The sequence below is a fragment of the Neobacillus drentensis genome, from assembly GCF_036965245.1.
GTDB classification, from domain to species: Bacteria; Bacillota; Bacilli; order Bacillales; family Cytobacillaceae; genus Neobacillus; species Neobacillus drentensis_G.
Genome location: NZ_JBALPG010000146.1, coordinates 1 through 6713 on the forward strand (window position 1 = coordinate 1; position 6713 = coordinate 6713).

The following is a 6713-nucleotide window of genomic DNA, read 5'->3' on the forward strand; positions in this document are numbered from 1 at the left end:
TAGAATTTAATTTTCATGGAAGTGAAATAAGACTAACTTTCTAAAATTTCAATCAATTTAGAATTTCCTACCTGCTTTGCAAAATCTAGTGGCGACATCCCTGCTTTATTTTTAGTGGTTATATCTGGATTGTACTGCATAAAAAGTTCAACCATATCGTAATACCTGCCCTTACAATTAAAAACTGCTGACCATAATGCACTATTACCGAATTTTTTGTCTCTAATGTTTATGTCTCCACCACATTTAAGAATTTCTTGTGCTACTTCTAAATTTGGTCGTTCACAAATTAAATGTAACGCTGTATGACCATCTTTTGATGTAATATTTACATCAATACCGTTATGTATTAGGAACAAGGATATATCAAAATTTTTTCCAGCAATAGAATAGTGTAATAACCCTGACCCGTTCTTATCTTTTTTGTTGATTTCATCTAATAAGAATTTCTTCTTAAATGACTCAAAATCCCCAAATCTTGCCAAAGTAAATAAATCTGCTTTTTCAGTAGGCATATTTCCCCTCCATTTTTTTACACTGTAAAATTATATTTCTCCTTGTCACTATCGGTTTCCTTCTTCAAGTAAACTGCCAGTTAGTCAAATAAGAAAATTGACCTCATCAGCGATCCATCTTGAGCTCAAGCACCCGTTAGCCATCCATGCAGCGCAAAACCGGCGCTGCACCACAGAGAATGAAAATGGATCAGGAAGTCTATACTGTTTTAATGCTGGCGAAGAAGGTCTTTGAACTATGGTGCCTTTGAGCCCATCCGTTAGTCTGACTCCAACGACCACGGTGTACCACCGACTGTCGCACCCTTTAGGGGTAGCACTCATGGGAGATTAATCCTTTTTCTGGTTGTTGCGCCAGCTTTACCTATTTCATTTTAAGTAGCAGGGTATGACAATTCGATACATCTTCCAACTCTATATTCGATCCTTCAAGAGGCTCAGCCTTTTTTTAAAAACTGGTTTTTAAGAGTCTATTTTCGTATGCACTTTTTCAGTTTTTATTTTCATGGGAGTTTAAGTGAAAATCTTCACAAACTTTTTTTATCTTAGGCTTTGTTAAATAGTATTGTTGTTTTTCAGGTATAAAATATGGGAACGTCCGATTTGGACGTTCCCGTTCTTATTCCATTAAAGCCCCCTATAATGGAATAACTGTAAAGCTAATGAAGCTTTTTTAAAAGCTGCGTTTCTCTGGCCAAGCTCCTTGCATTTTACTTAGGAATACAATTTGCCCAATATGATATGCGTCGTGCAATGCTAAACTCTTCAGTTCAAGCACTAATGAATTATCTTCTCCTGGAATCTGTCTATACAAATCTTCATGTTCTGATTTTGCTAGTATTTTTCCAAGTTCACGATGAACATAAAAGTATTCTTGTTTTGTTTCCTTCCAATTTTCTAACGTCTCAGTAGGTAATCGAAATGTAGATTCATTATTTTCTGCCTGTGGTTCATTAGCTGTTTCACCAAGAAATCGCATCAGAAATCTCTTTTCATAGAAAAGTAAATGACAAACTAATTCCCAAATGGAATTCATTGCCCCATCAGCTGGTTTCCAAATTGCCTGTTCAAAAGTGATGTCCTCTAGCACTTTTTCAAGTGGTGGAAACCAGTCTTCTTCATCTAAGCAGCTTGCCCATTGCTGTAACAATAGTGTTTTTACATCCATTTTCTATTCCCTCCAATTTAATCCTAGATTGAATTTATTATTGCTTACCTTACAATAGATTCGCTTCAGTTAAAGAGTATTCCTCTAGACAGAATTTCTTTTATTACTTGTTCCATTATTTCACCTTCTAAAAGATTAGGTTATCGTATTAATTATTTTTCAACTATTCTGCCAGTTACTTGAAGAAGAAAAGAGCATTACCGTTGTTCCAGTAATGCACCCGTTAGCCATCCATGCAGCGGAAAAATCATCGCTGCACCACAGAGAATGAAAATGAATTAGAACCGTCAATACTGATTCTACGGCTGGGAGAGTAAGGTCGATAAACTATGGTACGTTAGAGCCCATCCGTTAGTCTGACTCCAACGACCACGGTGCACCACTGACTGTCGCTCCCTTACGGGAAGCACTCATAGTAGATTAATCCTAATTCTGGTTGCTGCACCAGCCTCCAATAATAAGTGCCGTAGAAAGGAAGTTTTCAATGGATGTTATCATTGAAAGAGCGTGTGGAATGGATGTCCATAAAGATAACATTACTGCCTGCGTTATGACAAATGAAGGAAAGGAGATTAAAACTTTTTCCACTAAAACAGTATTTTTACTTCAGTTAATTGATTGGATTAAGGAACATAAATGTACCCATGTTGCCATGGAAAGTACAAGCGTATACTGGAAACCTATCGTTAACCTACTAGAAGCTGAAGGTATTGAGTTTTTAGTGGTGAATGCCCAACATATGAAGGCACTCCCAGGTCGCAAGACCGACGTTAAGGATGCAGAGTGGATTGCTCAACTTCTACGTCACGGACTACTAAAACCTAGTTATATTCCAAATCGTAACCAACGAGAGTTACGAGAACTTGTACGTTATCGTCGGAGTATTATTGAAGAAAGAGCAAGACAAATCAACCGAATCCAAAAAGTGTTGGAAGGTGCGAACATCAAACTCGGATCGGTTGTTTCTGACATTATGGGAGTTTCAGCCAAGGAAATGCTTCGTGCAATAGCTGAGGGTGAAGAAGATCCTGAGAAACTAGCAAGCCTTGCTCGACGTACATTAAAAAAGAAGAAAGAGGAACTTGAGCTATCTCTTAATGGATATATCCATAATCATCAACGCCTGATGTTAAAAACGATTTTGAAACACATTGATTTCCTTACAGAGCAAATTGATATGTTGGATCAAGAAGTTGCTCAAAGGTTAAGTTCTTAACAAGAAGATATAGACCGACTTGATTCCATTCCTGGTATCGCAACTCGAATGGCAGAACAAATGATGGCTGAACTAGGAAACAATGTTAAGGATCAATTTCCAACTTCAGCTCATATGTGTTCCTGGGCAGGATTGGTTCCTGGTCATAACGAAAGTGCCGGAAAAAGGAAATCATCTAAGACAAAAAAAGGAAATAAGTATTTAAAATCGTCATTAATAGAAGCAGCTCATTCAGTTAAAGGATCAAAAAACTATCTCGGTGCACTGTATTGGCGTACAGCATCCCGAAAGGGAAAGAAAAAAGCTGGAATCGTTGTAGCCCACGCGATGTTAAGAATCGCTTATTATCTTTTAGCCCGTAAAGAAATGTATGTAGATTTAGGCGAAGACTACTTCGACAAACAAAGACAACAATCTATTGTTCGGCATTCCTTAAAAAGGCTTGAAAGCTTTGGTTATGTTGTATCAATACAAGAACCAGAAGCCTCTTAATCCAACTCTCATACAAACATTAGATCGATGAATTATCGCTCTCTTCCGTTTTAAAAAAATGAATGAGCTGCGTCTTCTTCAGTATTGCCTTTTTTCGGGTATTACAGAAGTGAATTTTCATAGTAGTTGAATATCATTCATACATACTTGAAGCGTAAAGAATGTCAGCAATAGTCTTCCAAGATGGTTGTTTTGGAACTGATTGATTGGAATTCGAATAATATCCTTCCATATCATTAACCCAAGCCTCCATAGCTTCTAAAAAATCTTCAAGTGTTATATTCTCCCACTCATCCTTATTTGTTTGTAAATCCATTCTCAAGTGATTTATAAATTCGATTAAATCTTCTCGACTATTTACGTTTTCTACTTTTTCATATAATTCCATCTCTAAACCACCTTTTTATAATAAATTTCGTCAAAAGTTACGCTTTCCCTTCTTTCACTAAACTCCCGTTACTTCAATAAGAAAAGCCGCCAAAAATGGCAGCTGGATCTTCAACTCTTGCCCCCGTTAGTGTGAATAAGGAGGATTCAAGTAAACTGGAGCTATCCCACTAAATTACTCCAAAATGGAATTTCTTTAATGTTTTCATAGTCAATCTCCTCGTGTTTCTCTATATCGAATTCAACCATAAAATAATTTTCTAAGTTTTTACCATAGAAAATTATATCGGTTTGATGTACGGAATATACTGGGTTCCCACTTTCACAAGGGATAGCAGGAATATATCTATGGAAATATATCGGTATAAGTTTAGGAGCTTTATAATATTCCTTTGTAGCAATTTCAATGGATTTATTTAATAATTCAGGCTTTTTACCCCAATTATCTATCCAAAAACTGTTGTTTTCAATATCAAAAATTATTCCTTCTAACGGACTTTCCAAACGCTCATAAATTTGTTTTATGTTCTTTCTACCATTGTCCCTCCAATTTATAAACCCTTTAGAAACAGGTAATGAATACATCAAAAATTCTTTTAAATCTGGAGGGAATTTAAAATTGTAAAGTGTTTCAATATCAATAATTTCGTCATCTTTTAACCCCTGCGAAAACTTTACACCCTGATCTTTTAATGTCTTTACAATATAGGCACAATCCAAAGTCATATACCCTCCTAAAATGATCACTACTATTGAACAATTACACTTCTCAATGAAGCCTTCTTCAACCAACTTTATGGTAAGAAAAAAGGGAAAGCCTCATCAGTCCGTCCTAAACTCTTACACCCGTTACTTTAATAAGCATAAATGCTAAAAATTTATTTTTTCCTTCATTAGGTTAATCACATTTAAGATCGTATCGTTTACTATTTCAATGCTATAACTTTCAGCTATACATTCAAAGGTAGAATCGTGAAATGACAACACATAGTGTTTATAATCATTAAATTGTGTTTCATTATGATAGGGATGTACAGAGTTCATTTCAATCAATTTTCTTAACCAAGAAGAATTTTCTATTATGAATGCAGAATAAGGTCTTAAGCCTTTTGAATATAAAGGATGACCACTAAAAGTCTCATCATTAGGAGGTCCAAACATTGTAGAACGACATCCTTCAAAAGAAATAATTGCAATTGGTTCAAACTCACTCTCAAAATCCAATTCATTATCTTGAATATAATATGCAACTACTGTCTTTGACTCAACAGACAAAACAACAGGAATTGGGGCACCGACAGATGATTGGGGCATTTCATTTAATTCTACAACCTTATCATTGCCATCAATTGAATACATTTTTTCCCCTCACTTTATTATTGATTTTTAGTAAAATTATACCACTTCTTCTTCAACTATACTGCAACCGTTAGCTAAAGAAATGGGGTTTGACCATCCCAGTAGCTGGGCCAAAAAGAAGATTCAAACAGCAGCAAGAGAAAATCCTTCTTTCTTTATCGAGAAAATTCATTGTCTACAACTAGGGTCTCCGGAATTTTGGAGATATCCAGAATTATAGATGCGAAGAAGCCATTCATATGAGTGGCTTTTTTATATACAATTTCCTAGGAAAACATCCATAAATAGGAAGATAGTACTATAATGTACCTGCCAGAGAGAAAAGAACGGTGGGTTCGATGGAGGGAAATGAGATGGGGAAAAGGGTAAGCGTTTGGTTGGTGGTGATGATTTTTCTGTTTCTGCATTCTACCAATCTCGTATTGGCGCATCCCGGAAATACCGACGCAAATGGCGGTCATACGTGCCGGACCAATTGCGACGACTGGGGGCTGGGGTATGGAGAATATCACTATCACAACGGAAATTCAAATGGAACGGATGACTTTACTAAAGGTTACAATAAGGGCTACGAGGTAGCATATAGTTATACGTCTCAATGCGAGGAAGATTACAAATGGTGGTGGGAGGGGTCACAGACATACGGAGATGGATTTGAAAAAGGCATTAAAGAGGGGCACGACGCTGGGTTGGAAGTTTGCTATGAAACGAGCAAACAGGAAGGATATGATCAAGGCTATGCCGATAACCAGGATGGAGTTGACTTCGATTCCGGCAACTCAGAGGATTACGACCCCGCCTCCTATGAAGAGGGCTATCAAGAAGGCTGGGACGAAGCGGAAGCTCCATCTGAAGAGGAAGAAAAAGCGGTTTCGATAGAACCAGCCAGTACGAGTGAAACAGAAGATTGGAATATGTATTCGGACAAACTAATCTATGAAATGGGATACGACGAGGGATACGAAGCGGCGCAGGAAGGTTACACCTACGATGATTACGAAGAGAAAATCGACAGCAGCCAGTTAGGCTCTTACAAAAAGGGATACCATAAAGGCTATATGGAAGGCGGTGCAGGTAATCCGCTCGATTATACCATCTACCTTGCGTTTCAAAAATATTGGTGGGCCACTACTGCCGTAGGAGTAACTGCGGTGCCTTCTTTCATTTTTTATAGAAAGAAGAAAAAGAAACAAAAAGTAGAGACCCCACCACAATGATTACGCGGTTCTAGGGCTGAATATCCAGCTAGAAATGAAGTTCAAAAACAAAATAAAAAAATGGCTCAGTTCAAATTCTGAGCCATTTTTTATATCAAATTTTATATGCTTTATTCAACAAACGCACCCGTTAGCACAACAAGAGATAAATAATCTTTCTATATAGTTTTCTGATTTTATTTGATTAAGTAATGGTTTTTGCCCATACCCAAAAAACACTCGTAATTACAACGAGTGAAAACAATTAATTTGCTTTTTTTAGTTGTTTATCATAATTAATTTGCAACTCTTCTAATAATTCATCTGCGTTATATATCGACCACTGTTTTTCGTCTAGCGTCTTTACCCACATCTTATTG

6 protein-coding genes and 1 pseudogene are annotated in these 6713 nt (G+C 36.8%); 2 read left to right on the forward strand and 5 right to left on the reverse strand.

Annotated features, from left to right (window positions below; translation table 11 throughout):
* Window positions 1–32: 32 nt before the first annotated feature.
* Window positions 33–515, reverse strand: a complete 483-nt coding sequence (locus tag V7150_RS22495) for an ankyrin repeat domain-containing protein (RefSeq protein ID WP_335522671.1) — start codon at window positions 513–515, stop codon at window positions 33–35.
* A gap of 673 nt (window positions 516–1188) precedes the next feature.
* Window positions 1189–1683 carry a DinB family protein gene (locus V7150_RS22500; RefSeq protein WP_335522672.1) on the reverse strand — a complete coding sequence of 165 codons (495 nt, stop codon included), beginning with the start codon at window positions 1681–1683 and terminating at the stop codon, window positions 1189–1191.
* Between the two features lie 484 nt (window positions 1684–2167).
* Between V7150_RS22500 and V7150_RS22505 the strand changes: the two are divergent.
* Window positions 2168–3391: pseudogene (locus V7150_RS22505) on the forward strand (IS110 family transposase).
* Between the two features lie 133 nt (window positions 3392–3524).
* Here the strand turns inward: V7150_RS22505 and V7150_RS22510 are convergent.
* From V7150_RS22510 to V7150_RS22520, 3 genes are all read right to left on the reverse strand, one after another.
* Complete coding sequence (locus V7150_RS22510) at window positions 3525–3779, reverse strand: DUF7660 family protein (RefSeq protein WP_335522674.1); 255 nt, start codon at window positions 3777–3779, stop codon at window positions 3525–3527.
* A 161-nt stretch (window positions 3780–3940) separates the two neighbouring features.
* Window positions 3941–4570: an SMI1/KNR4 family protein gene (locus tag V7150_RS22515; protein ID WP_335522675.1), complete on the reverse strand. Its 630-nt coding sequence runs from the start codon at window positions 4568–4570 to the stop codon at window positions 3941–3943.
* Between the two features lie 78 nt (window positions 4571–4648).
* A complete protein-coding gene (locus tag V7150_RS22520; protein WP_335522677.1) occupies window positions 4649–5137 on the reverse strand; it encodes a hypothetical protein in 489 nt (162 codons plus the stop codon).
* A gap of 422 nt (window positions 5138–5559) precedes the next feature.
* Between V7150_RS22520 and V7150_RS22525 the strand changes: the two genes are divergently transcribed.
* Window positions 5560–6354 (forward strand): YHYH domain-containing protein, encoded by a 795-nt coding sequence (locus V7150_RS22525; RefSeq protein WP_335522679.1) that lies wholly within the window; start codon window positions 5560–5562, stop codon window positions 6352–6354.
* Window positions 6355–6713 lie beyond the last annotated feature (359 nt).

What these genes read in the sequence shown, in the direction of transcription:
- V7150_RS22520 (WP_335522677.1), bottom strand. Translation starts at nt 5,137, where the DNA reads ATGTATTCAATTGATGGCAATGATAAGGTTGTAGAATTAAATGAAATG.
- V7150_RS22495 (WP_335522671.1), bottom strand. Translation starts at nt 515, where the DNA reads ATGCCTACTGAAAAAGCAGATTTATTTACTTTGGCAAGATTTGGGGAT.
- V7150_RS22510 (WP_335522674.1), bottom strand. Translation starts at nt 3,779, where the DNA reads ATGGAATTATATGAAAAAGTAGAAAACGTAAATAGTCGAGAAGATTTA.
- V7150_RS22500 (WP_335522672.1), bottom strand. Translation starts at nt 1,683, where the DNA reads ATGGATGTAAAAACACTATTGTTACAGCAATGGGCAAGCTGCTTAGAT.